The 23,029-nt window shown below is 61.7% G+C and carries 33 protein-coding genes; 10 read left to right on the plus strand and 23 right to left on the minus strand.

The window, feature by feature from the left end; genetic code table 11:
- Position 1: 1 nt before the first annotated feature.
- The 4 genes from ACPRTJ_RS23115 to ACPRTJ_RS23130 form a co-directional block, all read right to left on the minus strand.
- Positions 2 to 454 (minus strand): hypothetical protein, encoded by a 453-nt coding sequence (locus ACPRTJ_RS23115; protein ID WP_370409168.1) that lies wholly within the window; start codon positions 452 to 454, stop codon positions 2 to 4.
- Between the two features lie 295 nt (positions 455 to 749).
- A complete protein-coding gene (locus ACPRTJ_RS23120; RefSeq protein WP_286901604.1) occupies positions 750 to 1,301 on the minus strand; it encodes an AAA family ATPase in 552 nt (183 codons plus the stop codon).
- Positions 1,298 to 1,864 (minus strand): nicotinamide riboside transporter PnuC, encoded by a 567-nt coding sequence (gene pnuC / locus ACPRTJ_RS23125; RefSeq protein WP_100632791.1) that lies wholly within the window; start codon positions 1,862 to 1,864, stop codon positions 1,298 to 1,300. The genes ACPRTJ_RS23120 and pnuC overlap by 4 nt, the downstream gene beginning before the upstream one ends.
- A gap of 151 nt (positions 1,865 to 2,015) precedes the next feature.
- Entirely contained in the window at positions 2,016 to 3,650 is a 1,635-nt protein-coding gene (locus tag ACPRTJ_RS23130) for a methyl-accepting chemotaxis protein (RefSeq protein WP_043861500.1), read from the minus strand.
- A 284-nt stretch (positions 3,651 to 3,934) separates the two neighbouring features.
- Between ACPRTJ_RS23130 and ACPRTJ_RS23135 the strand changes: the two genes are divergently transcribed.
- The gene (locus tag ACPRTJ_RS23135; protein ID WP_054914658.1) at positions 3,935 to 4,765 is read left to right on the plus strand and encodes an undecaprenyl-diphosphate phosphatase; all 831 of its coding nucleotides are present in this window, start codon (positions 3,935 to 3,937) and stop codon (positions 4,763 to 4,765) included.
- A gap of 1 nt (position 4,766) precedes the next feature.
- Positions 4,767 to 5,168, plus strand: a complete 402-nt coding sequence (locus ACPRTJ_RS23140; protein WP_054914559.1) for a DUF1294 domain-containing protein — start codon at positions 4,767 to 4,769, stop codon at positions 5,166 to 5,168.
- A gap of 63 nt (positions 5,169 to 5,231) precedes the next feature.
- Here the strand turns inward: ACPRTJ_RS23140 and ACPRTJ_RS23145 are convergent, their stop codons facing one another.
- Positions 5,232 to 5,591, minus strand: coding sequence for an MmcQ/YjbR family DNA-binding protein (locus ACPRTJ_RS23145; protein WP_426427341.1), 360 nt, complete (start codon positions 5,589 to 5,591; stop codon positions 5,232 to 5,234).
- On the minus strand, positions 5,584 to 6,492 hold the full coding sequence (locus ACPRTJ_RS23150) for a LysR substrate-binding domain-containing protein (RefSeq protein WP_043861502.1): 909 nt from the start codon (positions 6,490 to 6,492) through the stop codon (positions 5,584 to 5,586). The genes ACPRTJ_RS23145 and ACPRTJ_RS23150 overlap by 8 nt, the downstream gene beginning before the upstream one ends.
- Before the next feature lie 128 nt (positions 6,493 to 6,620).
- Between ACPRTJ_RS23150 and ACPRTJ_RS23155 the strand changes: the two genes are divergently transcribed.
- Both ACPRTJ_RS23155 and ACPRTJ_RS23160 read left to right on the plus strand, forming a co-directional pair.
- Entirely contained in the window at positions 6,621 to 7,232 is a 612-nt protein-coding gene (locus ACPRTJ_RS23155) for an FMN-dependent NADH-azoreductase (protein ID WP_054914558.1), read from the plus strand.
- Positions 7,233 to 7,365: 133 nt separating this feature from the next.
- On the plus strand, positions 7,366 to 8,397 hold the full coding sequence (locus ACPRTJ_RS23160) for an alpha/beta hydrolase family protein (protein ID WP_078480393.1): 1,032 nt from the start codon (positions 7,366 to 7,368) through the stop codon (positions 8,395 to 8,397).
- Here the strand turns inward: ACPRTJ_RS23160 and ACPRTJ_RS23165 are convergent.
- From ACPRTJ_RS23165 to ACPRTJ_RS23175, 3 genes are all read right to left on the minus strand, one after another.
- Positions 8,391 to 9,584 (minus strand): MFS transporter, encoded by a 1,194-nt coding sequence (locus ACPRTJ_RS23165; protein ID WP_426427342.1) that lies wholly within the window; start codon positions 9,582 to 9,584, stop codon positions 8,391 to 8,393. The genes ACPRTJ_RS23160 and ACPRTJ_RS23165 overlap by 7 nt on opposite strands.
- Positions 9,585 to 9,755: 171 nt before the next feature.
- Positions 9,756 to 11,342: an ABC-F family ATPase gene (locus tag ACPRTJ_RS23170; protein ID WP_043861471.1), complete on the minus strand. Its 1,587-nt coding sequence runs from the start codon at positions 11,340 to 11,342 to the stop codon at positions 9,756 to 9,758.
- Positions 11,343 to 11,362: 20 nt separating this feature from the next.
- Entirely contained in the window at positions 11,363 to 12,556 is a 1,194-nt protein-coding gene (locus tag ACPRTJ_RS23175; protein WP_426427343.1) for a tyrosine-type recombinase/integrase, read from the minus strand.
- 327 nt (positions 12,557 to 12,883) lie between these two features.
- On the opposite strand from ACPRTJ_RS23175, the gene ACPRTJ_RS23180 reads away from it, so the two are divergent.
- A complete protein-coding gene (locus tag ACPRTJ_RS23180) occupies positions 12,884 to 13,129 on the plus strand; it encodes a hypothetical protein (RefSeq protein WP_426427344.1) in 246 nt (81 codons plus the stop codon).
- Between the two features lie 101 nt (positions 13,130 to 13,230).
- On the opposite strand, the gene ACPRTJ_RS23185 is transcribed toward ACPRTJ_RS23180, so the two are convergent.
- The 4 genes from ACPRTJ_RS23185 to ACPRTJ_RS23200 form a co-directional block, all read right to left on the minus strand.
- Entirely contained in the window at positions 13,231 to 13,638 is a 408-nt protein-coding gene (locus ACPRTJ_RS23185) for a phage protein NinX family protein (protein ID WP_426427345.1), read from the minus strand.
- Between the two features lie 193 nt (positions 13,639 to 13,831).
- A complete protein-coding gene (locus tag ACPRTJ_RS23190; RefSeq protein ID WP_426427346.1) occupies positions 13,832 to 14,083 on the minus strand; it encodes a hypothetical protein in 252 nt (83 codons plus the stop codon).
- A complete protein-coding gene (locus tag ACPRTJ_RS23195; RefSeq protein WP_210015110.1) occupies positions 14,080 to 14,436 on the minus strand; it encodes a hypothetical protein in 357 nt (118 codons plus the stop codon). Before ACPRTJ_RS23195 ends, ACPRTJ_RS23190 begins: the two co-directional genes overlap by 4 nt.
- The gene (locus ACPRTJ_RS23200) at positions 14,433 to 14,750 is read right to left on the minus strand and encodes a hypothetical protein (RefSeq protein ID WP_210015111.1); all 318 of its coding nucleotides are present in this window, start codon (positions 14,748 to 14,750) and stop codon (positions 14,433 to 14,435) included. Before ACPRTJ_RS23200 ends, ACPRTJ_RS23195 begins: the two co-directional genes overlap by 4 nt.
- A 182-nt stretch (positions 14,751 to 14,932) precedes the next feature.
- Here ACPRTJ_RS23200 and ACPRTJ_RS23205 point away from each other — a divergent pair, with 182 nt between their 5' ends.
- On the plus strand, positions 14,933 to 15,232 hold the full coding sequence (locus ACPRTJ_RS23205; RefSeq protein WP_236066310.1) for a hypothetical protein: 300 nt from the start codon (positions 14,933 to 14,935) through the stop codon (positions 15,230 to 15,232).
- A 4-nt stretch (positions 15,233 to 15,236) separates the two neighbouring features.
- Here the strand turns inward: ACPRTJ_RS23205 and ACPRTJ_RS23210 are convergent, their stop codons facing one another.
- Together ACPRTJ_RS23210 and ACPRTJ_RS23215 are read right to left on the minus strand one after the other, a co-directional pair.
- The gene (locus tag ACPRTJ_RS23210; RefSeq protein WP_210015112.1) at positions 15,237 to 15,530 is read right to left on the minus strand and encodes a hypothetical protein; all 294 of its coding nucleotides are present in this window, start codon (positions 15,528 to 15,530) and stop codon (positions 15,237 to 15,239) included.
- A gap of 90 nt (positions 15,531 to 15,620) precedes the next feature.
- Entirely contained in the window at positions 15,621 to 15,959 is a 339-nt protein-coding gene (locus tag ACPRTJ_RS23215; RefSeq protein WP_426427347.1) for a hypothetical protein, read from the minus strand.
- Here ACPRTJ_RS23215 and ACPRTJ_RS23220 point away from each other — a divergent pair.
- Positions 15,952 to 16,809 (plus strand): hypothetical protein, encoded by an 858-nt coding sequence (locus ACPRTJ_RS23220; protein WP_426427348.1) that lies wholly within the window; start codon positions 15,952 to 15,954, stop codon positions 16,807 to 16,809. The two genes, ACPRTJ_RS23215 and ACPRTJ_RS23220, sit on opposite strands and share 8 nt — an antisense overlap.
- A gap of 71 nt (positions 16,810 to 16,880) precedes the next feature.
- Here ACPRTJ_RS23220 and ACPRTJ_RS23225 read toward each other — a convergent pair whose 3' ends face one another.
- Together ACPRTJ_RS23225 and ACPRTJ_RS23230 are read right to left on the minus strand one after the other, a co-directional pair.
- A complete protein-coding gene (locus ACPRTJ_RS23225; protein WP_426427349.1) occupies positions 16,881 to 17,804 on the minus strand; it encodes a DNA cytosine methyltransferase in 924 nt (307 codons plus the stop codon).
- 16 nt (positions 17,805 to 17,820) lie between these two features.
- Entirely contained in the window at positions 17,821 to 18,045 is a 225-nt protein-coding gene (locus ACPRTJ_RS23230; RefSeq protein ID WP_426427350.1) for a hypothetical protein, read from the minus strand.
- A 230-nt stretch (positions 18,046 to 18,275) separates the two neighbouring features.
- Between ACPRTJ_RS23230 and ACPRTJ_RS23235 the strand changes: the two genes are divergently transcribed.
- Positions 18,276 to 18,623, plus strand: coding sequence for a hypothetical protein (locus ACPRTJ_RS23235; protein WP_426427351.1), 348 nt, complete (start codon positions 18,276 to 18,278; stop codon positions 18,621 to 18,623).
- Positions 18,624 to 18,660: 37 nt separating this feature from the next.
- Here the strand turns inward: ACPRTJ_RS23235 and yejK are convergent, their stop codons facing one another.
- Complete coding sequence (gene yejK / locus ACPRTJ_RS23240) at positions 18,661 to 19,668, minus strand: nucleoid-associated protein YejK (RefSeq protein ID WP_426427352.1); 1,008 nt, start codon at positions 19,666 to 19,668, stop codon at positions 18,661 to 18,663.
- 57 nt (positions 19,669 to 19,725) lie between these two features.
- On the minus strand, positions 19,726 to 20,130 hold the full coding sequence (locus tag ACPRTJ_RS23245; protein ID WP_426427353.1) for a hypothetical protein: 405 nt from the start codon (positions 20,128 to 20,130) through the stop codon (positions 19,726 to 19,728).
- 118 nt (positions 20,131 to 20,248) lie between these two features.
- On the opposite strand from ACPRTJ_RS23245, the gene ACPRTJ_RS23250 reads away from it, so the two are divergent.
- Positions 20,249 to 20,482, plus strand: coding sequence for a hypothetical protein (locus tag ACPRTJ_RS23250; RefSeq protein ID WP_275731667.1), 234 nt, complete (start codon positions 20,249 to 20,251; stop codon positions 20,480 to 20,482).
- A 128-nt stretch (positions 20,483 to 20,610) separates the two neighbouring features.
- Positions 20,611 to 20,844, plus strand: coding sequence for a PLD nuclease N-terminal domain-containing protein (locus ACPRTJ_RS23255; RefSeq protein WP_229589100.1), 234 nt, complete (start codon positions 20,611 to 20,613; stop codon positions 20,842 to 20,844).
- 6 nt (positions 20,845 to 20,850) lie between these two features.
- Here the strand turns inward: ACPRTJ_RS23255 and ACPRTJ_RS23260 are convergent, their stop codons facing one another.
- From ACPRTJ_RS23260 to ACPRTJ_RS23275, 4 genes are all read right to left on the minus strand, one after another.
- Positions 20,851 to 21,126 (minus strand): hypothetical protein, encoded by a 276-nt coding sequence (locus ACPRTJ_RS23260; protein ID WP_426427354.1) that lies wholly within the window; start codon positions 21,124 to 21,126, stop codon positions 20,851 to 20,853.
- A 162-nt stretch (positions 21,127 to 21,288) separates the two neighbouring features.
- The gene (locus ACPRTJ_RS23265; protein WP_426427355.1) at positions 21,289 to 21,675 is read right to left on the minus strand and encodes a response regulator transcription factor; all 387 of its coding nucleotides are present in this window, start codon (positions 21,673 to 21,675) and stop codon (positions 21,289 to 21,291) included.
- A 3-nt stretch (positions 21,676 to 21,678) separates the two neighbouring features.
- Positions 21,679 to 22,530, minus strand: coding sequence for a ParB/RepB/Spo0J family partition protein (locus tag ACPRTJ_RS23270; protein WP_426427356.1), 852 nt, complete (start codon positions 22,528 to 22,530; stop codon positions 21,679 to 21,681).
- A 260-nt stretch (positions 22,531 to 22,790) separates the two neighbouring features.
- Positions 22,791 to 22,943: a hypothetical protein gene (locus ACPRTJ_RS23275; protein WP_426427357.1), complete on the minus strand. Its 153-nt coding sequence runs from the start codon at positions 22,941 to 22,943 to the stop codon at positions 22,791 to 22,793.
- Positions 22,944 to 23,029: the final 86 nt, after the last annotated feature.

The raw sequence follows: 23,029 nt of genomic DNA on the forward strand, positions 1-23,029 counted from the left end.
CTCAACGGCCCCCGGTCAGGATCTGCAGCGGCGCAAGGCCACGCTGCACGTTCTGGTTGACCGAATTGGAGATGCTGTTGGCGCCCCCTGCGCCAGGGCCGGCGCCGCCACGCAGGCCCGGCAGGCTGGTGGGCACGGCCCCCATGCCGCGGATGTTGCCGGACGCGTCGGGCATCAACACCCGGTTTACACTGGCACCGCTGGCCACACCGGCAAAGTCGCCATCGCTGAGCTCGTTGGTCTGGCTCAGGATGCGTGGCGACTGATTGGCATTGACGGTCATGGGGCGGGGGTCGGGGGTGCCGGTCGGGCGAACGGCCGAACGGGGCTGAACCTGGCGCTGGATGATGATGGTGCCGTCGCCGGCGGCCAGTATCGGCAGGCTCAGGGTGCTGGCGCCCAGCGCACAGCCCATGACGAAAAGACTCAGCAGCTTGTTGGTGTGATTCCCCACGGCAGCGATTCCTTCTTCGGTGCGCTGGCCCTATCAGCGTTGCGAGAAGGAGAGCAGAAGCTGTGCCGCTTTTGCTTTGTGCCAGCGAATCAAGGGCATAGCGCACGGGGCAGGGGCCGGTCGGAAAACCTGTATCACCGGTGATACAACCGCTGGTCCTTTTTGCAGGCGCCGCAGCAGCGCAGATGCCCGGCGTGCCCCGAGGGTGGGTGTATCACCGGCTTAACACGTCACCGCGTGTTGGGCGCAAGTGCTCTGGATCGGCGGTTGAGGTGGCCGGGTGTGTAACGCCGGGTTAACACTCGGTGGCGCAGGCCGGGGGCTTGCCTTCCAGCAGCGCCTGTACGGCCGCCAGTACCGTCGATTGGCGGTATGCCCAGTCGCCCTCGATGACCTGCATGGGTTGGCCATGCCGTTGCAGCCATTGGCGGCTGGCCTCGAAGAACGCCTGGCGCTCCTCCAGCCGTGGCTGACAGCGCTGGCCGTCGCCGACCCAGGGCACGCCTGCGGGGCTGAGCAACAGGTGCAGGTCGTAGCGCCGTGCCAGCAGCGCCTGTTCCAGCCACGTCGGGCAATCGTTGAACAGTACGCGGCTCCACAGCATGTTGCTCAGCAGGTGCGTATCGAGTATCAGCAGCTCGGGCTGGCGCGCGCGGGCCGCATCCTCCCACACCAGCTGCCCGCGGGCGATGGGGTCGATGTCGGCGTAGCAGGTGTCGCGTCGCTGCTCGTCGATGAAGTGGCGCACGTACTCGCCTACCAGTTCGCCACCGAAATGCGCCTGGATTTCGCCGCCCAGCCAGCTCTTGCCACTGGATTCCGGGCCCGCCAGTACCAGGACCTTCATGGGCTGGCCAATGCCGGGTCACGTCGCCAGCTACGCCAGCCCTGCAGGGCGATCAGGGTGAACAGCGCATACAGCGCGGCGGTGATGTACATGCCTTTGTAGAGGAACAGGCCGACGAAGATCACGTCCAGCACGATCCACAACGGCCAGCATTGCACGCGCTTTTGCGCCATCCAGAACTGCGCCACCAGGCTGAAGGCGGTGAGGGTGGCGTCCAGCCAGGGCTCTGCAGCATCGGTCCAGGTGGCCATGGCCGCACCGAGGGCCAGGCTGGCCAGCAGGCCCACGCCCAGGCCCGACAGCAGCGGCGCGGTACCCAGGTAGGTCACCTGCCGGATCGGGCGATCCTCGCCGGGGCGTGTCCACTGCCACCACCCATAGAGCTGGAACACTGCAAACGCCAGTTGCAGCAGCATGTTCGAATACAGCTTGAAGTCGAAGAAGATCCAGCTGTAGAGCAGCACCACCAGCAGGCCGATGGGCCAGCACCAGGGGTTCTGGCGGGTCGTGAGCCATACAGCGATGACGCCCAGCACGGCAGCGTACAGTTCCAGGCCGGACATCGGCGTTCCTTGAAGGGGGGCAGGGCGGCGATTGTACCTTGTGGCACGTCAGGTGCCAGCCTTGGGTGAGCACTTCGCCGCCAAGGCCGGCTCCTGCTGAGGCAATGTCGAGCCTTGCAGAAGCCGGCCGCCGGCGAGGTGCAGGCTGCGGTCAGACCCGGAACTGCCTCAGCAACTGCCCCAGCTGTTCGCTCAACTGGTTCAATGCGGCCCCGGCACTGCTCGACTGGTGCGCCGCCACGGCCGTCTGACGCGACAGCTCGGCCGTCTGGGTGACGTTGTGGTTGATCTCTTCGACCACATGCGACTGCTGCAGCGTGGCACTGGCAATCGAGGCATTCAGCGCGCTGAGGTTGTGCAGTGCCTGGCTGATGGCATCCAGGCTGGCACCGGCCTCGCTGGCCTGTTCGACCGTCTCGCGCGAGGCCAGGCTGCTGGCATCGATCGCCTTGACCGCAGCCTCGGACTGGCCCTGAAGATGCTCGATCATCTGCTGGATCTCGGCCGTCGACTGCTGGGTGCGTTGTGCCAGCAGGCGCACTTCGTCGGCCACCACGGCGAACCCGCGACCCTGTTCACCCGCCCGCGCGGCCTCGATGGCGGCGTTGAGTGCCAGCAGGTTGGTCTGCTCGGCAATCGAACGGATCACCTCCAGTACGCTGCCGATACGCGTGCTCTGGCCCGCCAGGGCCTGGATCACCTGCACCGCCTGGTCGATGGTGCCCGACAGCTCGTCGATTTTCAGCAGGCTGCCATGAATGCTTTGCCGGCCCTGTTCGGCCCGCTGCTGGGCGTCCTGCATCTCGCTGGAGGCGTGCTCGGCGTTCCTGGCCACGTCCTGCACCGCATAACTGACCTCGTTGATTGCGGTGGCCACCTGTTCCATCTGCTGCGACTGCTGTTCGCTGCGCTGGTGCGCCTGGCCGGCGTTGCTGCCTACATCCCCGGCCGAATGGCCCAGGGCCTGGGCGGCGCCCTGCAACTGGGTCACCACCTGCTGCAGCTTGGCGGTGAAGGTGTTGAAGTGCAGGCCCAGCTGGGTGACTTCATCCTGCCCATGGGTGTCGAGGCGACGGGTCAGGTCGCTTTCGCCGCTGGCGATGTTGCCCATGGCATCCACGGCTTCCTGCAAGGGGCGGGTGATACTGCGGGCGATCAGCATGACCACCAGTGCCATTATCAGCGCGATGACCACCCCCAGCAGCGATGCGTCGCGAAGCTGGCGCACGAACTCGGCGTGCATGTCGTCGATGTACACGCCAGAGCCGATCACCCAGCCCCAGGGTTTGAACAGCTGGATGTACGAGGTTTTTTCCACCGGCTCGCTGGCACCGGGCTTGGGCCAGCGGTAGTCGATGCTGCCGGCGCCCTGGGCCTTGGCCAACGCGACCATTTCGTTGAACAGCGCATAGCCGTCCGGGTCGCGAATGCCGGAGAGGTCCTGGCCTTCGAGCTTGAGGTTCATGGGGTGCATGATCATCTTCGGGCCCAGGTCGTTGATCCAGAAGTAGTCGTCCTGGTCATAACGCAACCCGCGCACCGCACTCAGCGCCTGTTGCTGGGCGGCCTCGCGGGTAAGGGTACCGCTGGCTTCCAGCCCCTGGTAATAGGCCAGCACGCCGGCTGCGGTTTCGACCACGTGCCGGGTCTTTTCGGCCTTTGCCTGGTACAGGTCACCGTGGATCTGACGCAGCATCAGCAGCCCCAGGGTCACCAGCATCAGTACCGCCACCACCAGGATGAGCCACAGCCGACGGCTGATCGACATACTGCGTAAAGTCTTCATGAAGGTCACCCTATGTTCTTGTTATTGTCCGCATCCAACCACGCTTTACCGAAACAACCTACTCGACCAAGGGCTAAGTGATTGATTAGTAGAGCGCTGTCGCGTCGAGCGGCAGCGTTTGCACGAGCGCTCTGTTAGGATTTCGGCCTTCACGGGGCAGTTCTGAAGGCCGGGGTAGCATTTCCTTCGGTTTTGCGACGGAGTGTCGCCGTAATATGCCCGGTTTCGGGCAATCAAATAACGAATGATGAGACCTGCCAGCGGCAATGTCTTACGGGGGAATGATGGATTTTTGGACCGCCATGCAGGCTGTGATTCTCGGCATCGTCGAGGGTCTGACGGAGTTTTTGCCCATTTCGAGTACCGGTCACCAGATCGTGGTCGCCGACCTGATCGACTTTGGCGGCGAACGCGCGATGGCGTTCAACATCATCATCCAGCTGGGCGCGATCCTGGCGGTGGTGTGGGAATTTCGCCGCAAGATCCTGGACGTGGTGGTGGGCCTGCCCCGCCAGGCCCGGGCCCAGCGCTTTACCCTCAACCTGCTGATCGCCTTCATGCCCGCCGTGGTGCTGGGCGTGCTGTTCGCCGACCTGATCCATGAGTACCTGTTCAACCCGATCACGGTGGCGGTGGCCCTGGTGGTGGGCGGGGTGATCATGCTGTGGGCCGAGCGCCGCCAGCACGTGGTGCGTGCCGAGGAGGTCGATGACATGCGCTGGACCGATGCGCTGAAGATCGGCTGCGCGCAGTGCCTGGCAATGATTCCAGGGACTTCGCGGTCGGGCTCGACGATCATCGGCGGGCTGTTGTTCGGCCTGTCGCGCAAGGCCGCCACCGAGTTCTCGTTCTTTCTGGCGATGCCGACCATGGTCGGGGCGGCGGTGTTCTCGGGCTACAAGTACCGTGACCTGTTCCAGCCGGATGACTTCCCGGTGTTCGCCATCGGCTTTGTGGTGTCGTTCATCTTCGCGATGATTGCGGTGCGCGGCTTGCTCAAGTTCATCGCCAGCCACAGCTACGCGGTGTTTGCCTGGTACCGTATCGCATTTGGCCTGGTGATCCTGGCGACCTGGCAGTTCGGCTGGGTCGACTGGGCCGTGGCGCACGGCTGAGATGGCCCGCATCGAAACGCGCCCGCCCATGCGCCACCTGCGCCTCAAGTTGCTGGCATTCGTGGCCCTGTGCCTGCTGCCGGTGCTGGGCGCACTGAAGCTGGGTGTGGGCACAGGCAACTGGTTGTGGCTGGCGGCCTATGGGCTGGCGAGCCTTGGCTGTTTCGGGCTGTATGGCTACGACAAGCGTCAGGCGCGCGGCCAGGGGCAGCGTACCCCCGAGAAGGTGCTGCATGCCTGCGAACTGGCCGGTGGCTGGCCAGGGGCGCTGCTGGCGCAGCAGGTGTTCCGGCACAAGACACGCAAGTTGTCCTATCAGCTGGTGTTCTGGGTGATCGTGCTGGGGCATCAGGTGTTCTGGGCCGACTACCTGTTTCTTGCCGGGCGATTGTTCGGGTTCTAGAGCGCTTTCGCCGGCAAGGTCGGCGCCTTCAGGGGCCGGCCTTGCCGGCGAAAGCCATCGGCCTCAGAGCCGCAACCCGACCTGTACGCGCTTGGGCAATCGCCGCACCACCAGTTGATGCGAGCGGCGCAGCAACTCTTCCAGTTCCCCACGCCCCATCGCATAAGGCTGCGCCACACTGATCCAGTGTGCCCGCGCCAGGTACGGCGCCGGTCGCACCCCGGGGCGGTCCACGTAGCCCAGGAACAGCTCGGTGTCGACCTTGAACGACAAGCCTGCACCCGCCAGGTCCATCACCGCGAACATCTTGTTGCCGGCCACCGAGAACACGCGCACGCCACCCCATTTGTAGTCTTCCTGCACACCGGGCAGGCCCAGGCAGAATGCCGCCACCTGTGCCTCGGTCATTTTTCGCTCAGACATAACGCTCTCCACATTCCTCGAACGAGGCTACCAGGTGATCGATCCACGCCCTGACCGCCGGCAGCACGCCGCGCCGGTGCGGGTACACCGCCTGCAGGTAACCGCCCGGCAGTGACCAGCCCGGCAGCAGGCGTACCAGTTCGCCGCGCTGCAGTTCGGCCTCGCAGTGCATGATCGGCAGCGTGGTGAAGCCCAGGCCCGCCAGGGTGGCGGCCTTGCGCACCACGAAGTCGTCGATGGCCAGGCGCGCTTCCAGGGTCAGGTCCTGCTTGTGGCCCTGCTCGTCGAGCAGGCGCAGGTGCACCAGGCGGTCGGCCTCGACCGCGCCCAGTACCGGCACCCTGGCCAGGTCGGCAGGGGAGCTGACAGGGTGCCGGGCGGCAAACTCAGGTGCGGCCACCAGCAGCATCTGCGCCTGGCGCAGGCGGCGGGTGACCAGTGCCGGGTCTTCGTCGCCCAGGTCGCGCACACGCAGGGCCACGTCGATGCCCTCGGTGATCAGGTCGACCCGGCGGTTGAGCAGCACCATGTCCAGCTGTACCTGCGGGTACTGCTGCAAAAATGCGCTGATCACGCCGGGCAGGAACTCATGGGCCAGGCCCACCGGGCACGACACCCGCAAGCGCCCGCGCGGTTCGCTGGTCATGCTGGCCACCGCTTCGTCGGCCATCTCGGCCTCCAGCAGCATGGCCTGGCAATGGCGCAGGTAGCGCTCGCCCACGGCGGTGAGCTTGAGTTGCCGAGTGGTGCGCTGCAGCAGACGCGTGCCCAGGCGCTCCTCCAGTTCGGCAATGCGCCGCGACAGCCTGGATTTGGGCACACCGAGCAGACGCCCGGCCGCCGCGAAACCACCGGCCTCCACCACGCGTGCGAAATAGAACAGATCGTTGAGGTCTTGCATGCCGGTCATGGGCATTGTCCTGCCAGTGGGACGAAGAAGTGCGAATTTGCGATCTTATCAGCTATTGGCTATCCCGGTAGCATCCTCCCCATCGTGATCGCCAGCCGATCCTCATTCAGGAGAGCCCCATGAAACTGTTGCACATCGATTCCAGCATCCTCGGCGACAACTCCGCTTCTCGTCAGCTCAGCCAGCGCGTGGTCGCCGCCTGGCAAGCGGCAGAACCTTCGGCGCAGGTGGTCTACCGGGACCTGGCCGCCGATGCCATCAGCCATTTCTCGGCCGCGACCCTGGTTGCCGCCGGCACGCCTGACGAACTGCGCGATGCGGCGCAGCAACATGAAGCCAGGCTCAGCAGTGAAACCCTGCAGGAGTTTCTGGCGGCCGATGCGGTGGTGATCGCCGCGCCCATGTACAACTTCACCGTGCCGACCCAGCTCAAGGCCTGGATCGACCGCATTGCCGTCGCCGGCCAGACCTTCCGCTACACCGAAGCCGGGCCTGAAGGCCTGTGCGGCAACAAGAAGGTGATCGTGGTGTCGACCTCCGGCGGCCTGCACGTCGGCCAGCCGACCGGTGTGGCCCACGAGGAATTCCTCAAGGTGTTCCTGGGCTTTATCGGCATCACCGACGTCGAGTTCGTGCGCGCCCATGGCCTGGCCTACGGCGACGAGCACCGCAGCAATGCCATGCAGGCCGCCCAGGCGCAGATCGACAGCGAGCTGTTCGCGGCTGCCTGAGCCCCTGTCGAAAAGCCGACTTGCGGTCACCCCGCAAGTCGGCTTTTTCATGCACCTTTCATCCAGCCCGGCCTGGCCCGCTCTATGCTTGCCAGTACCGGTCACAGGTGCGGGCCGGGCAGGGTGAGCAACGATGCGGTGGGTTCGAACATTTTTGATGCTGGTGCTGTGGGGCTGCTGCCTGCTGGTGCAGGCCGAGCCCGCGCAGCACTGGAGAGTCGGCTTGCATCGCATGGCTGTGACCGACCCGGTGGACGGCCAGCCGATGCAGGCGCTGGCGTTCTACCCATCCAGCGACGCCGCCCGGTGGCATCAGGTCGACGGCTATCGGGTCCACGTGGCCGAAGAAGGCGCGGTGGTAATGGGCCGCTTCCCGTTGCTGATGTTGTCCCATGGCAATACCGGCACGCCACTGGCGCTGCATGACCTGGCCAGCGCCCTGGCACGCCGGGGCTTCGTGGTGGTGGCGGTGGTGCACCCGGGAGACAACGCCCGCGATCACAGCCGGCTTGGCACCCTGAGCAACCTCTATGGCCGGCCCCTGCAGATCAGTGCCGCCTTGACCGCGACCCTTGCCGATCCGTTGCTTGCACCTTACGTCAGCGACGGGCAGGTAGGCATGATCGGTTACTCGGCCGGTGGCGAGACGGCGTTGATCCTGTCCGGTGCCCGACCAGACCTGCAACGCCTGCGCCGCTACTGCCAGCAGAACCCGCTGGACGCCGATGCCTGCAAGGCCCACGGGGTGCTGGTGGCAGACCGTGACGACCTGCTGCCCCATGCCGACCCCAGGGTGCGTTCATTGCTGCTGATGGCGCCGTTGAGCCTGATGTTCGGACGCCACGCGCTGGCCGATGTGAAGGTGCCCGCGCTTATCTACAGCGGCGACCGCGACCAGTTGCTGGCCATCGACAAGAATGCCCAGGCGCTGGCGCGCAAACTGCCGATCACCCCCAACTACCGCCTGCTGGCGGGTGCCGGGCACTTCGTGTTCATGGCCCCGTGCGACGCATCCCAACTGCAGCATATGGCCACGCTGTGCACCGATGCCGAAGGGGTGGACCGCGCCGGCATTCACCTGTCGTTGCAGGCCGAAGCCACGCGCTTCTTCACCCGTACCCTGGGGGGCGCCGAGCGTGTCGGCCTGAGTGCGGTCGATCACTGAGCCGTGGCGCGGCGCAACAGCACCAGGGTCAGGCCCACGCCGGCCAGTGACAGCAGCGCGGCCACGCAGAAGATCGAGGCGTAGCCCAGGTGCGCAGCGATGGCGCCCATCACCGGGCCGGCAATCGCCAGGGCCAGGTCGAAGAACACTGCGTAGGCCCCCAGCCCGGCGCCGCGGCTGGAACTGGGCACCTGCTTGATCGCCTCGACCCCCAGTGCCGGGTACACCAGTGACAGGCCGAAGCCGCTCAGCCCCGCGCCGACCAACGCCAGCAGCGGTGACGGCGCCAGCCACAGCAATGCCAGCCCCAGGGCCTCGACGCCCATGCAGGCAATTGCCACACGGTAGCCGCCCCACTGGTTGACCGCGTTCACGAACAGCAGCCGCGACAGGATGAAGCACACGCCGAAGGCGCTCAGGCACAGGGCGGCGCCGCTCCAGCCGCGTTCTATATAGAACAGCGTGATGAAGGTGGTCAGCGTGCCATAGCCGATGGAGGCCAGGGTAAGGCCCACGCCGCACGGTGCCACCCGCGCGAAGGCGGCCCAGAACGGCAGGCGCACGCCACGCACCACCGGCACCGAGGGCTTGTTGCGTATCACCAGTAGCGCCGCTGCCGCCAGCGCGGTCAGGCTCAGGCCCAGGGTGGCGAAGTTCAGTTCGCTGGCCACGATCACCCCCAGCGGTGCTCCGATGGCGATGGCGCCATAGGAGGCGATACCGTTCCAGGAAATCACCCGCGCGGTGTGTTCGGCGCCCACCTGGCCGATGCCCCAGCTCAGGGTGCCCACGCCAATCAGGCCCTGCGCGATGCCCAGGGCCACCCGTGCAGCCAGCAGCACTGCCAGGCTCATCACTGGCAGGTGCACGGCCAGTGCCGATGCCCAGGTCAGCACGCCGCTCAGCGCGATGCCCAGCAGCCCGTAGATGATCGCGCGCTTGGTCCCCAGGCTGTCGGCCAGGCGTCCGGCCATGGGGCGGCTGAGCAGGGTGGACAGGTATTGCAGGCCGATGGTGATGCCGGCGATGACCGCGCTGAACCCCAGGGTGTCATGCACATGGCTGGGCAGCACCGCGATCGGCAGGCCGATGCAGAGGAAGGCGATGAAGGTGTAGAAGACGATCGACAGTATCTGTCGGGTAACCGACTCGTTACTGAGTACAGCAGAAGGGGGCGGGGCAGACATGGGGCTCGTTCGCAGGCAAGCGGTTGGAGGCGACCATGATGGCGGGAGCGGGCAGGAAAAGAAAGCAGGCTAACGAACAAGCTGTGGCCAGCAAGGCCGGCCCCCACCCGGGTCGCGAAAACCACGCACCCTGCAGGAGCCGGCCTTGCCGGCGAAGCTTGTGAACGACGTTTAGATCAACACACCCTGGCTGCGCAGGTAGTCGTCATAGGTACCGCTGAAGTCGATCACGCCGCTGGGGCTCAGCTCGATGATGCGGGTTGCCAGCGAGGACACGAACTCACGGTCGTGGCTGACGAACAGCAGCGTGCCGGGGTAGTTTTCCAGCGCCAGGTTGAGCGCCTCGATCGATTCCATGTCCAGGTGGTTGGTCGGTTCGTCCATCACCAGTACGTTGGGCTTTTGCAGAATCAGCTTGCCGAACAGCATGCGGCCTTGCTCGCCACCGGAGATCACCTTCACCGACTTGAGGATCTCGTCGTTGGAGAACAGCATGCGCCCCAGGGTGCCGCGGATGATCTGCTCGCCCTGCGTCCACTGGCCCATCCAGTCGAACAGGCTCAGGTCCTCTTCGAAATCGTGGGCGTGGTCCTGGGCGTAGTAGCCCACTTCAGCGCTTTCGGTCCATTTCACCTCGCCGGCATCCGGGGTCAGCTCGCCGACCAGGGTGCGCAGCAGGGTGGTCTTGCCGATACCGTTGGGGCCGATGATCGCCACGCGCTCGCCGGCTTCGACGGTGAAGCTGAAGTTCTTGAACAGGGTCTTGCCGTCGAAGCCCTTGGACATCTTCTCGATGGTCACGGCCTGGCGGTGCAGTTTCTTGGTCTGCTCGAAGCGGATGAACGGGCTGACGCGGCTCGATGGCTTGACCTCGGCCAGCTGGATCTTGTCGATCTGCTTGGCACGCGAGGTGGCCTGCTTGGCCTTGGAGGCGTTGGCCGAGAAGCGGCTGACGAAGGTCTGCAGCTCGGCGATCTGGGCCTTCTTCTTGGCGTTGTCCGACAGCAGTTGCTCGCGCGACTGGGTGGCGGCGGTCATGTACTCGTCGTAGTTGCCCGGGAACAGACGCAGCTCGCCGTAGTCCAGGTCAGCCATGTGGGTGCACACGCTGTTGAGGAAGTGACGGTCGTGGGAAATGATGATCATGGTGCTGTTACGCGCCGTGAGGATGCTTTCCAGCCAGCGGATGGTGTTGATGTCCAGGTGGTTGGTCGGCTCGTCGAGCAGCAGCACTTCAGGGTCGGAGAACAGTGCCTGGGCCAGCAGCACACGCAGTTTCCAGCCTGGGGCGACTTCGGTCATGGGGCCGAAATGCTGTTCGAGGGGGATACCCAGGCCCAGCAGCAGTTCACCGGCGCGGGATTCGGCGGTGTAGCCGTCCATCTCGGCGAATTCGGTTTCCAGCTCGGCGACGGCCATGCCGTCGTCTTCGGTCATTTCCGGCAGCGAGTAGATGCGATCGCGCTCGGCCTTGACCCGCCACAGTTCCTCGTGGCCCATGATCACGGTATCGATCACGGTGAATTCTTCGTAGGCGAACTGGTCCTGGCGCAGCTTGCCCAGGCGCACGTTCGGCTCGAGCATCACCTGGCCGGCCGACGGCTCCAGGTCGCCGCCGAGGATTTTCATGAAGGTCGACTTGCCACAGCCGTTGGCGCCGATCAGGCCGTAGCGGTTGCCATTGTTGAACTTGACCGAGACGTTCTCGAACAAGGGCTTGGCGCCAAACTGCATGGTGATGTTAGCGGTGGAGATCAAAGGGCTTACCTATCAATAGCTTACGTCGCTGGCAATGCAGCTGATACCGATTTGATACCAATTTGCAGCTTTTCCAGCTCGCTCCAGTCGGAGCTTGAGTTAATCCAACGCGCATAAGTTGACAGCAGCATCTGAACGCTGTGGCCAAGCTGTTGGGAGATGAATGCGGGGTTGAGGCCGGACATTAAGCATATTGTCGCATAGGTGTGACGGCAGTTGTATGGCGGCCGATAACGAATTCCTAGGTCCTTCAGCACCGGCCGCCACTGGTGATGCAGGTCCGAGGTCTGCTGAACGAACTCTGCGCTCTTCGACGGCGGGAACACGAACGGTGTTTCGGTGACCCGTCCCTTTCCATTCCTGCGGCGCTCGGCGTAGTTCTTTGCGAACTCGAGCGCGCGCAAGGCCCTCTCGTTGAGCAGTACAAACCGGTCTTTGCCGGTCTTGGTGCGCTCTACCACCTCGCCCAATGCGACTGTGCGTCGCACATGGGCTACCTTCTTATCCAGATCAACCGCATCCCATCGCATCGCCAGTCCTTCGGACAGGCGCACGCCGGTGAAAAACACGAACTCAAAGAACGCCGCATAAATTTGGCTGGGCCAGTGAGCGTGCTGGTACAGCTTCTCGACTATCTGGTTTGCCTCGTCCAGGGTGAAGGGGTCGATTTCCTTTCGTGATCGTTTCGGCAGCTCGACTGCAGAGGCAGGGTTCTTCGTTATAAGCCCCTCTTTGAGCGCCGCGCCGAGGATCGTCGAAAGCCTGATCAGCGCGTTGCGCTTCACACCTGGCGAGTGCCATTCGGTGCTGGTGATGATGCGTCGAATGGTTGTCGTCGAAATTAGGTCCACCTGGGTGAGGGCCAGCGCCGGCATCCAATAGAGGTTGAGCGCGCTTTTGTAGTTCTGGCGGGTACCGGATGTGATTTCGCGGCTATCGAGCCAGAGCTGGGCGTACTCGCCAAACGACGGCTTGCTACCGGCGACGGTCTGCGACCCCGGAAACAGCTCGGCGTACTTGTCCTGGTCAAGCAGCCCAAGCCTGTTAAAGCTGACTACCTGATCGCGAAGCTGGGATGCAGCCTGGATGCCTTTTTGTGTCGGGGGGTAGGGGAGCGTTTCACATCGACGGATACCGCCCCATGTGAAACGAATCCGGAGGGAGTTGCGGAAGACTTCGACCCCACGGGGCAAATCCATTGGCTTTCGAGCCATTCGTCGTACCTTCTTTTGCTGTACATGATGCGGCCGTGGATCTTCATCCAGACGCCTTCGGGGAAAACCGAGCGCAGGCGCCGGCCTTCGAGGGATCGCTTCGTGCAGCCGAGTAGTTCGGCCATGCGCTGCTCGGTGACCTTGTCGAAGTCGCCGCTCTCAGCCTCGTTGTTCATAGCAATAGCTCTCCATGCCCGCGCATATAGTCGGGTTTTAGTTGTATTGATGAGGGGGTGAGGGAGAAAAACTGGATGCTTCGTTGTCTATGGCGTATTGCTATCGTTTCTGTATGTTGGGGCCACATTTGCGCTTTGAGGAAATCAAGAAATGTCTAATGGTGACCAGAGATACCATGCCTACCAGCTCCTTAGAGAGCTCGACATGCTGACATCTTCAATCATGAATCAAGTCGCCTATGGCCGAGTCGGCGGACCTCTTTGGGAGGAGGCTTTGTTGCTACAGCAACAAGCGTTCCTCGATTGGCTCACGTATGCAGATACTCTGATTTTCTCTGTCGACCAGGTAAGTAGCTTGGATGCCTCCAAGGACCGTGGGGTAGAAAGTCAGGAGTGACCGATCTCACAAAACGCCATCAGGCTGTTGCATTTCCTTTGATATCAAGGTCAATTTCTTGAGTGATGTTATCCATCACCTTTAGGCCTTATTTCCAACGCTTACTGTCCATTTCGATGCATCCGCAATTCCTTGGGTACCTGAACGGTATCGCCGAGCTTGGCGGTCACGATGGATCGGCAGACTGCCACCAGTGGCTGCCAACCACCCTGGCAAAAGTCCTTGTCGCGAATGGTCACCCAAGCCGCCCAGCAATCGTCGCTGGTTTGAGGTGTGTGCAGATTCACCCGGCACTGCTGGATGAGTCTGCCGCCAAGCGCCCAGCTCTCTTGCGGGTTGTACCGCTCGCACCGCTCGATTGCCTCGCCGCGGTAGTTGACGAACACCCTGGCCAGCGTGCCGTAGTGCGGCTTGTCCACATGCACATCCAGCCCTTCTGCCTTGGCGACAGCCCAGGCCAGCGCCTCACCCTCTAGGTCGGCTGCCTTCACTTCGATCAAGTCGCTCATGGTCGCTTCTCCAGAGAATCCTTCCAGTCGCCACCAGGGGCGCTTTTCCCAGCCAAGGTGTGCTGGGTGTCATAGCCCGCGAGCCACAGAACTCGTCGGCAGTCAGGAAACGCTTGGAACCAATACCACTCGCCGAAGCTGTCCCTGGCCAACCATTCCGCCCATTGCGGCGCATCCTTCCAATCTGGTTTGCTCACAGCGAATACCTCTCTTTGTTCCAGCGCGCTGGCGCCTGGGCTGGGGTAGGGGTGGTGTCTTGTTCGTGCGGGGAGAGCTGGCGCTCGTTGCCGGCCTGCAGCTGGCTGTCGGGGATGCAGCTGATGCCTACGTGATTGAGGATGTAGCAGGTGACGCCGCGCTGGCTGTCGTGCTCGACGTCGATGACGTTCTCGGTTGCGCTGGCGCCTGTGGCCAGAAGCAGGAGGCAGAGGGCAAGGCGGGTCATGCTGCCTCCTTGCTGATTCGCTCGCAGCTGGCCGCGAGCTTCAGCAGGTTGATCGTTGTAGGCCGAAATCCCTCTGTGTTGGGGTAGCCTTCATGGCGATGTCCCTGGGGGTAAGCCTCGAAAGGACCATGCCAGCACCAGTTCATCTTCCAGATCTCCCAGACGGTATAGGCGTCGCAACCTTCACCCCAGTAGTCCACCCCGCCACCCACGCTCCAGATGTGGCTGACCCGCGTCCCCTGCTCGTAGGCCAACTCAGTCGGCTCGCCCTTATCGATCCACGCGCCGTGAAACTGCGATGGGGCTATTTCCAGCAAGCGCTTGCTCAGTTTCTTCTCGATCCGCGCCTTCATGGCTTTACCTCGCGGCGCGCCCATTGCACATGCGGGCCGTCTTCCGTGTCGAAGATTCCCATCAGGAACCACTCAGGGCCGGGCGATTCAGGCTCCCAGCCGTTGCAGTGGCTGGCGCCGTCGAAGTACGGATGCTCAACCAGGTCTGAATCCATATCCCAGGTCTTCAGCTCCAGGCCTTGCTCAGCCGCCCAGGCCTTGAAGGGGGCCGGGTCTTCCGTTCCGCCAAAGCCAGGGATGCCAGGGTGGCACCACCACCCGTTTTCGTCGCGCGTGACGGGGGCCGGCTGGATCAATTGCTTTTCTGTAGGCATGACTTCGTCCTCGCTGATTTGTAGCGGTTATACAAAAGTTATACATATGATTTATTTGTATCGAATCTGTATAGGTTTAAAGACCAGTTATCTTTTAGATCCTAAAAATGGGGAACAGAGAGCGGTACAGACCGTCAACTTTATTACGCTAATAGTTCCGCTAATTGCGAGCAGGAGGCTTTATGAGGAATAGAGGAGAGCAATTTTGGGCATGGGCAGACCCTCAATTGCACACACGAACCCACGACGAAACTCTTCATGGCGGTACCACCATTGATGTTCAAGTGAGGCTTTCGAGGACTGGCTCTACACAAATGTTTATCGGCGTGTATGCCGCAAGTGGCATGGCTATTATTGAAGAGGCCTATGATTCTCGCCCGCAAGAATCAATGACACGCGCCCTGGCATGGGGCGTAGGCCGAGCTCGCCGCATTGCAGCGGAGCCTGAGCACTTATCCCAAGTAGTCTCTAAACAGGCCTGAAACATCAAGGGATGCGAACCCACCAAGACTGGGCGTAGGCGACACCGTCGATGATCTCGATTCCGGTGAACGTCGCGCCCAGCGTAGACATTCCAGTCATCACGGCTTCATACAGCGGCGGCAGGTCGGGTTTTCCGGGGTGCACGTTCAGTAGCGACGCCGAGTTCGAAGCCCGGCCAAGCGGCGCGAACTCATCCAGGCGCAGGTGCACGTCACCACGTATCGGGTTAAAGGCGCGGATCTCTTTCTGGCTGCGTGGCACGCCGCGCACACGCATTGGAACGATGAGGAAGTGCATAGAGAATACTGTTCAAATAAACAGTATTTTGTTCCCGCTTCGCTCAGCCGTCGATGGCGGTTCGTCGGGTGGAGTACAAATGTTCTCCTGCTATGACTTGCGCTCCAGGGCGGCGCGGGCAACAGATCCGTCTTCAATGAAGTCCGGATCGTCGCCGCACCACAGGATGTTCAGGGGCTCGCCGCTCACCGTGTCCCAGTTGCCGCTTTCGAAGTGGTAGTGCTCGCGGTCGGCGTAGAACTTCAACGCAGCGCGCAGGCGCTCCAGCTCGCCCTGGTGCTGGGCGGCTGGCTGGGCGAGAAAGGCCTGAACCCTTTCGGACGCCTCACAAGCGCAGCGCTCCTCTAGCAGGCCGGCGTAGTTTTCAACCCATTCGCGTGGCACGCTGACCATCTGTTCGGTGTTGCTGGATCGGTTTTCTGTGGGCATGGGGATACCTCGCGGCTATAGTTCGCCAGCTATCAAAGGATTTGGAGGGGGTATGGGGGTTTGTGCGCTTTGCAGAGATAAGGCGGATTTGATAAATAGCCATCTAATTCCAGCTGCTGCATACAAACATGTGCGGGGCGCGGTCGGCGGGAATGGAGATTCACCGGTAATCATAGATGGAAGTGACAAGACAGCTTTTCAAACGGATAAGCAGATTACCCAGTACTTACTTTGCAAGGAGTGCGAAGACCGTTTCTCGAGAAATGGAGAGAGAATACTAGGAAAGCTTTGGTCAACACGGCGCGGATTTCCGCTGCTCGAAAAACTTGCACAAGAGAATGTTATATATGCTGGTAACGAATTCTCTGTGTACGGGCACGAGACACTTGATAGTCAAATACTTGAATGCCTTTTTTACTTCGCGGTGAGTGTTTTTTGGAGGGCGCATGTTTGGGATTGGGGCGGGCAGAAAAACTCCTATGGAGGAGCCCTTGGTGAAAAATATGAAACAGAGGTTCGACGTTTTCTGCTCGGTGATGGAGCTTTAAAAGAAGCGCGGATTTTTGTGCACTTGAATACGAATTCCACGTATCGCTCCATGATACGCCTGCCAAGTTACCTCAGGAAAAATGGAGTTACGCATCATTCATTCTCAATACTGGGTATTGATTTTTGGTTGTATGTCGGCGGATCTGTAGGTAAAGAGTTAAAGAGTCTTTCACAAAATAACATGTTGTTTGCAAGTAGCGATTTTGCCAAAACAAATAGCTTGGATAAGTTGGCGGGTATGCTTCAGACAAATATTTTGATTAAAGGAAAGCTCGCAAAAAGAGGGTTAGTTGGAGTGTAGGTCAGCGCTGGTTATTGGAGACTTCCCTAATCATTTGAGAGGGGAAGACATTGGCGAGCAGTTCCAGAAGTTCAGGCGGCTTTTATCAGAGCCTCAATGACGCGCTGCCCAGCCAAAGGCGGTACCGCGTTGCCGGCCATATGCATGGTCAGCCGGTGGTTGTCCGGGCGCAGAGTGCCGGCCGGGAACGACATGGCGGCCAGGCCCTCGTCAGCGCTGAGCATCCGCATGCGGCCGCCATCGACCAGAGCCCAGCGATCCACTGTGGTAATGGTGCCGATCGGCCGGTTGATGTCCCGGCCGGTGGTGCCGGAGCCTTTGCCGTAGTAGGGCATGATGAACCTGTCGCCGAACCGGGCTCGGCCATTGCGCACACGGTCGAGGGTGGCCTGGGCCCTACCTGGCTTCTCGATCTGCGACCAGCGCCCGGCATCGAAGTCGAGAAAGCTGCTCGCCGGCACATGGCGCTCCTGCGGTAGCTGAAGCATCAGCGGCGCCCTGCTGCGGGTAAGCACCATGAACAGGCGCACGCGGTGCTGTGGCACGCCCAGGTCGGCGCAGTCGACGATATGCGGTGCCGCCTGATAGCCCAGCGCTTGAACAGCCTGTAGCCAGGCCGGGTAGAGCACCCAGTCGGTGAACTCCGGCACGTTCTCAATCACTGCCGCCTGCGGCCGGTGGAACTCCAGTGCCGATACCGGCGCCCAGGCCGTCGAGCGCGATGCGTCATGCTCAGGGTTGCCCGACTTCTTGCCACGGGCCTTGGCGTGGCCCTGGCAGCATGGCGAAGCCAGCAGGATGTCATGCGCCGGTACTTGCTCCCAGCGCGCCTGGTGCAGGTCCTGGCAGACGTGCTGAGTGTCGGGGTGGTTGGCGCTGTGCCATTCAACGGCCACCGGCCAGTGGTTTGCTGCCCAGAGCACCTGGACGCCTGCGGCGCGCGCGCCGGTACTCCATCCGCCGAGGCCGGCGAACAGGTCGATTGCTGTGGTCATGGGTTTTTGTCCTGGGTTAAGCGGCGCTGGAGGTTGCGTGGCGGTATTCGGTCCAGCCGATCCTCGGCAGCTTGGTCTTGGGGTTGATCACCGGCTTGCCTTTGGAGTCGGTGAGTTCGCATTTCGCTCTGATGCGCAGATCTCGGCACTGGCCTGACTTCCTGGCCAGCTCGATGAACTGCTGGGCGTACTGCGGGGCATCGAACAGATGGCTCAGCTGCTTGACCTTCTCGCTGGCCATGATCTTGGCTGCCTGCTGTTCAACTGCCTCATTCCACTCAGCAAGGGTCAGCTCCAGGGGGGGGGGGGGGCGCCGGCTTTCCCGCTTGGCCTGGTCGTCTTGGTGATCTTCCTGGCCTCAGCCAGCGCTACGTCGGCGGTCATGCCGAAGACTGCGAATGTGCTCATGGTTATCTCCTGCTGGTGTATCTCCGATGGCAAAATGGGATCTCCATCGAGAAGGAGTGATTTATGGAGGCCTGGGCCGTCGGTTTGATTGGGGCGTTGGTGGGCTCGGTGAGCTCGTTTGCCGGAATATGGATTCAGAGTCGGCACCAACACAAAAGAGAGATGACCAAGATGGTGATGGAGTCGGCCACAAAGGATCGGGATCACCTTTTCGACTTGGCGGCGAAGTCTGGCAAGGGAGGGCCTTTGCCTCCCGTTGTGCTTTTCGTTCACTACCATGCCGAGCTGTTCAAGCTGATGGGGAAGGGACAGCTGAATCAGAAGCGCCTGAAAAAACTTCACGACGAGAACATGGAAATATGGCGACTGATCCACCAGATGGATGAACAGCGCCGCTCCGAGGGTCTGTAATAATCTGGCAGCTCATCGTGCGGGCAGCGCCGAACGGTCAGGCCGCGCGGCGCTTCAGTTGATCAGTCAGCTGTGTTGGCAGGTTGCGGATAGTCAGGCTGCCGTCGTCTTGGTCGAACTCGATCTTGGAGCCGAGCAGGTGAGACTCGAAGCTGATCGACAAACCCTCGGCTCGGCCGGTGTAGCGCCTGAACTGGTTCAGTGTGCGCTTGTCCGCAGCGAAGCTTTCCGTCAGGCCGTAGTCGCCGGCTTTGATGAACTCGGCGAAAGTAGTCGGCTGATCTTCGTCGAGCACCTCGGATAGCTCAGTCAGGCTGATCGGCTCGCCGGTCTTGGTTTGAGCTGTCACGTAGGTGACCAGTTCGTGGCTCTTCTCACGAGCGGTGTCGGCTGGCAGATCCTCGCGCTCGACGTAGTCGCTGAACGCCTTGAGCAGGGTGCGCGTTTCGCCTGGGCTGTCGACACCCTCCTGACAGCCAATGAAGTCTTGGAAGTATGCGGTCGATTTACGGCCGCCCTTGGGCTTGATGAAGGAAATGTACTGCCTCGACACCGGGTTGTTCTTCCACTCGCTCAGGTTGATGCGGGCGGCGAAGTGCAGGGTGCGAGAGTCGAGCTGGCGCGAGGTGGCAACAGTAAGGTCTTGAGCAACGGCAACCGTCTCGACCTGCTGCAGGATGGCGACCGTCAAGTAGTCCGTCATGCCCTGCTGATACAGCGCGAACAGCACGTGACCGCCGACGCTCAGGTTCGACTCTTCCATCAGCTTGACCAGGTGCTCGGTCGCGGTGCATGTGAAGTCCATGAAACCCAGCTCACCTTCGATGAACTTGCTCAGCCAGCCGCTGAGCGGGTATGCGCCCGACTGCGCATGAAAGAGGCCCCAGGCCTTTCCCGTCTTGGCGTTGTAGGTGTCGTTCACGTCAGCCAGCAGGTTCTCGATGGCCTGCGTGTCCGGCAGGCTCTGGCGGGCCAGGTGCAGTACAGCAGGGCTGCCGTCGGGCTTCTTGTCGATCTGGTGGATCACAGCGTGGCGAATGAGCATAGGGTTTCTCCGGGGCAGGCGCCGCCCTCCATGGCTGGATGCGGTCGTGTGGTTGGTTCAGTTCAGTATGTCGAGTTGCACGTCGCGGCATTGTTGCTCGCCGTGCGGGAGGGTCTTCGGTGCTTCGAGTTCGTCGCCGGGGTTGCGCTTCAGTTCGGCCCGAGTGGCTGCCGCAAACTTGCGCGCTAGTTTTGGCGATATCTTAAAAGCTGGCGCGTCAGGCTTTTTCAGGCGGCGCGCTTGCTCTCGATGGTCAACAGCAATGAACGCCCGGTGCAGGTCCTGCAGCAGCTCCTGCAGCTGGGTGTAGCCGTGAGCTTTCATGGCATTGGCCATCTCCGCGCGCGTCCCGGCTGCCGACTCCACAGGCAGCGTCTCGATACCCAGGCGTTCGGCCTCGGCCTTCTTTCTGTCGCGGTAATCCGCCGAGTGCTTCGCTGCCCCCGTCTTCTTCTCGGCCATCTTCAATTCCTTCTGCTGGGTCTCATGTAGTTAGCGCATGAGACATTTGTGCAAGTTGAAACCTAATCTGAAGCAGACTAAATTTAGAGTTCCATCAACTTTTCGGAGACTCATGAGCATGCCAACTGATCGCGAGCTGCAGCTCGAACAGGCGCTTATAGCAGTGATCGCATCATCAGAATTACTTGGCTGTAACATTGATTTTCTGTGCAATCGCGCCATTGGCGGCATTATTGGCGGTGTCGAGTTCGCTAATATTCCTGAAGCGCACGTTCAGAGTGTTATCGACGAAATTGAAAGGGCGAAAGCTGCTTCGAAACGCAGTATTGACGCAGCCATTCAACAGGGCTGAAAACTATCCGGCGCCGCTTGGGGAGCCAGGTGGCGTCGAGGTCTTCTTCAGTCCAGCCCATCGAAATATTGAACCCACCTGCTGACCCGCTCGCCTAACCCTGTATCAACCCACAGGGAGCAGCAGTCATGTCCAACCTCGCTATCTATTTCTGGATCGCCGTTGCGGTGATCGTCATCCTTGTCGACCTATGGGCCATCGTCAGTGTGTTTCGCAGTGACAAAACTGATGGCGTTAAGGTCATGTGGTTTCTCGGCATCGTGATCTTCCCGGTTGTGGGATTGATCATCTGGGCGCTGTTTGGGCCAAGGGGAATCAAGCCAGGGACCGGACCAACTTCGCCAGAGCACAGCAAAGGGTGACAGTAGTCACGTTGCCGGCCTGCCCACCAACTTACGGTCGGCGGCAGCTTCCAGCGCCTGGGCGGTGTTGACCGCGACCTTGTAGTTGAAGCAGAACACCCGGGTCTTGCCTGTGGCGCGCTCGATGATGTGGTAGGCCTTGCCCTTGGCGACAACCTGGTACCGCACAGACTGGGCCGGTGCGGCCAGGCCGAGGATGACGTGCAGGTTGGCCGGCGGCAGGGTGGTTCGTGCGCGCATCGCGGCCAGGCCGTCGACGCGCTGCTGCATGGATGGGTGCATGGGGATCTCCAAGGGACGGGCAAGAAAAAGCCCGGCGTACCGGGCTGGCTCAGTAAGTACCACCTCACGTGAGCTACCGAAGCCGCGTATGGCGGTCCGGCAAGGGCTGGCGGTTACATGGCGGCATCCTCCGTTGCACGCCACTGGGAAGGCAGTGGCCACCTATGAGTGCAGTTCCACGCTCTCGGCGCGACGCAGCACGCGAACCTGGGCAATGCGTCGTTCAGGGGCCCGGCGGTCGCGACGCATCGGGTCACCGCCACCGGCAGCAAGTGAGTGCATGGCGACCAGGGCGACGAGCACAAAGCACATGGGGCTGATGATCTGGCGCTTCATGGCCTCGGCGACCAGGGCGGCGCGGCGGTGTACGCCAAGCTTGAACATGGCGTTTTCGATGCGATTGGCGACGGTGCCGGGCGAGATGTTCATGACGTGGGCAATCTCTTTGGCGGTCATGCCCTGGGCAACAGCCAATAGTGCTTCCAGCTCTCGCGGAGCCAGGCCCTGTCCGAGCCGGCCGGTCCATGAGCCGCAGGTGATCGTGTCCATGATTTATCTCGGTAGGGCGCCTTCCAGGGCTTTGCGCAGCTCAAGGACAAGCGCGGTCGATAGGGTGAGGGATTTGCTGTCTTCGTCGATGGCATCAAGCGACGCAATCAAATTGCGAGAAGCGATATGCACGGCTTCGAGTCGAGGTTTCGGTATTGCTGGGCCCTTCATCGTCCCCGCCGTGACCTTCTTCTTGCCGCTGGCCTGGGCTTTCTCCAGCTCGGCCCCCAGCACCTTGCCGGCACCGTCGCCGTGCTCTCGAACCACCTGTGCGGCTGTCGTGGCCGATACATGGCCAGCAGCAACTAGGTTCTGCACGTCTGTGTTCGCGTTGCCTACGGTGAGCACCTGCTCAACGTGCTGTCGCGTCTTGCCGACTTTCTTGGCGATCTGGTCGGGCAACCACCCGAAGGCGCGCAACCGCTTGTAGCCCTCGGCCAGCTCAAGAGGCGAGAGCTTCTCGTTCTCCTGGCTGGAAATGATCCGAGCAACGCGGTCGGCATCACTGCCTTCGAACGCAATCACAGGCACCCAGGCTTCGAGGATTTCGGGGTTGTCCTTGTTGGGCGTCCGCGGCAGCCGTCCAGCTTGGTCTAGCTTGAGCATGGCCCGTCGGCGGCGGTGACCATCTACGATCCAGACCCCGCCATCAGCCCGCGGCCGCACTTCAAGGGGCGGGATCTGGCCGCCGTTGGCGATGAACTCGGCCAGCAGCTCAATGCTTGCTTCGAGGGCTTCACCCTCAATGCGCAGGTTGAAGCCGGGTTCCTCGTTGAGGTCTTCCAGCTTCACCCGCATGGCGTCTGCGCGGCGCACATCGCCATCCTTGATCATTTGCTTGAATGACTTGGTCATGCAATTAACTTCCGTAAGGGTGGGCTGCATTGGTCGTAACGCTCGCCGCCATGAACCTCCCGGACTAGGGGAGGGCGAGCGTCACGACCAATGCAGCCTGGTGCTGGGGAGTAGAGCATCGGGCCGCCTTTGCGGCTGTCAGGGAATCAGTTAGAAAGGCCGGCTGGAATCTTCGTCAATACCTCATCAACCAAGATTCGAGCCTTTTCGCGGTCAACCATGGCAAACGCTTTTTCAGCCTTTAGCCATTCACCCTCCTGCTAATCAGGCTTGAAGGTCATTGCGATGGAGCAGACGCCCAGCCCGTCAGGTACAAAGTAGGTCCGCACCTCGGGTCCATCATCGCCATCGTCAAGCTTGACCAGCACCTGGCCTATGTCGGTGAACTCGAAGAGCTTTGCAAACTGGCTCATCTATTTGCCCTCCAGGGCGGTTAATTTCCCGTCTGGCCCTGTCGCCAAGGCCAGCCAGTGAAATCTGTTGTCCGCACCATGCGCGT

It is taken from the genome of Pseudomonas palmensis (assembly GCF_049942755.1).
Lineage (GTDB): Bacteria > Pseudomonadota > Gammaproteobacteria > Pseudomonadales > Pseudomonadaceae > Aquipseudomonas > Aquipseudomonas palmensis.

Coding starts and splice junctions, on each gene's coding strand:
- ACPRTJ_RS23120 (WP_286901604.1), bottom strand. CDS start 1,301: ATGAAGGTCCTGGTACTGGCGGGCCCGGAATCCAGTGGCAAGAGCTGG.
- pnuC (WP_100632791.1), bottom strand. CDS start 1,864: ATGTCCGGCCTGGAACTGTACGCTGCCGTGCTGGGCGTCATCGCTGTA.
- ACPRTJ_RS23130 (WP_043861500.1), bottom strand. CDS start 3,650: ATGAAGACTTTACGCAGTATGTCGATCAGCCGTCGGCTGTGGCTCATC.
- ACPRTJ_RS23135 (WP_054914658.1), top strand. CDS start 3,935: ATGGATTTTTGGACCGCCATGCAGGCTGTGATTCTCGGCATCGTCGAG.
- ACPRTJ_RS23140 (WP_054914559.1), top strand. CDS start 4,767: ATGGCCCGCATCGAAACGCGCCCGCCCATGCGCCACCTGCGCCTCAAG.
- ACPRTJ_RS23145 (WP_426427341.1), bottom strand. CDS start 5,591: ATGTCTGAGCGAAAAATGACCGAGGCACAGGTGGCGGCATTCTGCCTG.
- ACPRTJ_RS23150 (WP_043861502.1), bottom strand. CDS start 6,492: ATGCAAGACCTCAACGATCTGTTCTATTTCGCACGCGTGGTGGAGGCC.
- ACPRTJ_RS23155 (WP_054914558.1), top strand. CDS start 6,621: ATGAAACTGTTGCACATCGATTCCAGCATCCTCGGCGACAACTCCGCT.
- ACPRTJ_RS23160 (WP_078480393.1), top strand. CDS start 7,366: ATGCGGTGGGTTCGAACATTTTTGATGCTGGTGCTGTGGGGCTGCTGC.
- ACPRTJ_RS23165 (WP_426427342.1), bottom strand. CDS start 9,584: ATGTCTGCCCCGCCCCCTTCTGCTGTACTCAGTAACGAGTCGGTTACC.
- ACPRTJ_RS23175 (WP_426427343.1), bottom strand. CDS start 12,556: ATGGCTCGAAAGCCAATGGATTTGCCCCGTGGGGTCGAAGTCTTCCGC.
- ACPRTJ_RS23180 (WP_426427344.1), top strand. CDS start 12,884: ATGTCTAATGGTGACCAGAGATACCATGCCTACCAGCTCCTTAGAGAG.
- ACPRTJ_RS23185 (WP_426427345.1), bottom strand. CDS start 13,638: ATGAGCGACTTGATCGAAGTGAAGGCAGCCGACCTAGAGGGTGAGGCG.
- ACPRTJ_RS23190 (WP_426427346.1), bottom strand. CDS start 14,083: ATGACCCGCCTTGCCCTCTGCCTCCTGCTTCTGGCCACAGGCGCCAGC.
- ACPRTJ_RS23195 (WP_210015110.1), bottom strand. CDS start 14,436: ATGAAGGCGCGGATCGAGAAGAAACTGAGCAAGCGCTTGCTGGAAATA.
- ACPRTJ_RS23200 (WP_210015111.1), bottom strand. CDS start 14,750: ATGCCTACAGAAAAGCAATTGATCCAGCCGGCCCCCGTCACGCGCGAC.
- ACPRTJ_RS23205 (WP_236066310.1), top strand. CDS start 14,933: ATGAGGAATAGAGGAGAGCAATTTTGGGCATGGGCAGACCCTCAATTG.
- ACPRTJ_RS23210 (WP_210015112.1), bottom strand. CDS start 15,530: ATGCACTTCCTCATCGTTCCAATGCGTGTGCGCGGCGTGCCACGCAGC.
- ACPRTJ_RS23215 (WP_426427347.1), bottom strand. CDS start 15,959: ATGCCCACAGAAAACCGATCCAGCAACACCGAACAGATGGTCAGCGTG.
- ACPRTJ_RS23225 (WP_426427349.1), bottom strand. CDS start 17,804: ATGACCACAGCAATCGACCTGTTCGCCGGCCTCGGCGGATGGAGTACC.
- ACPRTJ_RS23230 (WP_426427350.1), bottom strand. CDS start 18,045: ATGGCCAGCGAGAAGGTCAAGCAGCTGAGCCATCTGTTCGATGCCCCG.
- ACPRTJ_RS23235 (WP_426427351.1), top strand. CDS start 18,276: ATGGAGGCCTGGGCCGTCGGTTTGATTGGGGCGTTGGTGGGCTCGGTG.
- yejK (WP_426427352.1), bottom strand. CDS start 19,668: ATGCTCATTCGCCACGCTGTGATCCACCAGATCGACAAGAAGCCCGAC.
- ACPRTJ_RS23245 (WP_426427353.1), bottom strand. CDS start 20,130: ATGGCCGAGAAGAAGACGGGGGCAGCGAAGCACTCGGCGGATTACCGC.
- ACPRTJ_RS23250 (WP_275731667.1), top strand. CDS start 20,249: ATGCCAACTGATCGCGAGCTGCAGCTCGAACAGGCGCTTATAGCAGTG.
- ACPRTJ_RS23255 (WP_229589100.1), top strand. CDS start 20,611: ATGTCCAACCTCGCTATCTATTTCTGGATCGCCGTTGCGGTGATCGTC.
- ACPRTJ_RS23260 (WP_426427354.1), bottom strand. CDS start 21,126: ATGCACCCATCCATGCAGCAGCGCGTCGACGGCCTGGCCGCGATGCGC.
- ACPRTJ_RS23265 (WP_426427355.1), bottom strand. CDS start 21,675: ATGGACACGATCACCTGCGGCTCATGGACCGGCCGGCTCGGACAGGGC.
- ACPRTJ_RS23270 (WP_426427356.1), bottom strand. CDS start 22,530: ATGACCAAGTCATTCAAGCAAATGATCAAGGATGGCGATGTGCGCCGC.
- ACPRTJ_RS23275 (WP_426427357.1), bottom strand. CDS start 22,943: ATGAGCCAGTTTGCAAAGCTCTTCGAGTTCACCGACATAGGCCAGGTG.